Origin of the sequence: Actinosynnema sp. NPDC023658 (assembly GCF_040639995.1) — a bacterium.
Lineage (GTDB): Bacteria > Actinomycetota > Actinomycetes > Mycobacteriales > Pseudonocardiaceae > Actinosynnema.
In genome coordinates, this window is sequence record NZ_JBFAAX010001146.1 from 1 (window position 1) to 1655 (window position 1655).

2 protein-coding genes are annotated in these 1655 nt (G+C 75.4%); both read right to left on the minus strand.

Annotated elements, in window-relative coordinates; translation table 11 throughout:
• A partial coding sequence (locus AB0G02_RS38995; RefSeq protein WP_360805176.1) for a family 43 glycosylhydrolase occupies positions 1-1288 on the minus strand: 1288 nt, incomplete at its 3' end.
• Positions 1289-1292: 4 nt separating this feature from the next.
• A partial coding sequence (locus tag AB0G02_RS39000; protein WP_360805179.1) for a beta-galactosidase trimerization domain-containing protein occupies positions 1293-1655 on the minus strand: 363 nt, incomplete at its 5' end.

The window sequence follows — 1655 nt, forward strand, 5'->3', positions numbered from 1 at the left end:
GAGGATGGCGTGGACGTAGCGGAACGTCAGCCGCCACTCGCGGTCGTCGATCCGGTGGACGTGCAGCCGCAGCAGGCACGGCCGCGACCACCCGCACCTCGCCGGCGTCCGCCTCGATCTCGTAGTGGTGCTCCTCGTCCAGCCGGACCGCGAGGCCACCGGTCCCGTCCGCGGCGTCGACCAGCGTGCGGACCCGGCAGGACGGGTGCTGCTGGCGGCGGCCGACGAACACGACGTCGAGCTCGTCCAGGGACCGGCCGCGGGCGTGCAGCGTCAGCCACCCCGGGCGGTCCGCCGTCGTGCAGTGCCGGTCGAGGCGGTCGCGCAGCGAGATCCACTGCGGCGCGAGCCCGGGCAGGTCGAAGTCGTCGCGCGCGGGGGTGTCCGGTCCCGGCCGCAGCGGCCACGGCACGGTCGCGTCCAGCTCCAGCGGGCCGACCACCGGCCAGTCGTCCACCCAGGTCACGGGCGCGAGGAACGTCTCGCGGCCCAGCACGTGCCAGCCGGGGGTGCCGCCGCCGGGCCGCACGCCGAGCACGACGATCCACCAGGAGCCGTCCGGCGCCCGCACCAGGTCGCCGTGCCCGGTGTTCTGGATCGGGTGGTCCGTGCCGCGGTGGGTCAGGACCGGGTTGGCGGGGCAGGGCTCGAACGGGCCGGAGGGCGTGCGGGCGCGGGCGACCGAGACGCCGTGGCCGCGCTCGGTGCCGCCTTCGGCGATGAGCAGGTACCAGTAGGCCCCGATCCGGTACAGGTGCGGCGCCTCCGGGGCCTTGGCGCCCGGCCCGCCGGACCAGATCCGGCGCGGGGTGCCGAGCAGCCGCCCGGTGTACGGGTCGATCCGGACCTGGGACACCCCCGCGACCGTGCACCAGCAGCCGCCGTCGGCGTCCCACGCGAGGTCCGGGTCGATGCCGGGCAGGTCGGGCAGCAGGACCGGGTCGGACCACGGCCCGGCGGGGTCGGTGGCGGTGACCAGGAGGTTGCCGTCGCCGCTGACGTTGGTGGTGATCAGCCAGAACCGGCCGTCGTGGTGGCGCAGGGTGGGCGCGTAGACGCCGGCGGAGGACGGTGAGTCGAGCGGCAGGCGGAGCTGGTCCGGCCGGTCGAGGACGTTGCCGATCTGCGTCCAGTTCACCAGGTCGCGGCTGTGGAAGATCGGCACGCCGGGGAAGTACTCGAAGCTGGAGCAGGCGAGGTAGTAGTCCTCACCCACGCGGCACACGCTCGGGTCCGGGTGGAAGCCCGGGAGGACGGGGTTGGTGAACGCGCTGTCGTGCGGGCCCATCGCCTCAGACCCCTTCCCGGGCGGGGTGCGGCTCGGCGCGCAGCACGGCGCAGCCGCCGGGCGGGAGTTCCGCCACCGTCCGGTCGGTGAGCAGGTCGTGCGCGGGCCGGGGGAGGGTGACGGTGTCGTCGCGGTGGTTGAGCAGGAACAGCCACTCCCCGCGAGTGACGGCCTCCACGCCGGTCGGCCACCCGGGCACGATGCCGACGTCGTCCAGCAGGCGGCCGACCAGCGCGGCGTAGTCGGTCGGGTCGAGGGCGGTGGAGAGGTACCAGCCGTGGCCGGCGCCGAAGGCGTGACGGGTGAGCGCGGGACGCCCGTCGAGCATCCCGCGGGTGTAGGCGGCGACCGCCTCGGCGCCTTCGAG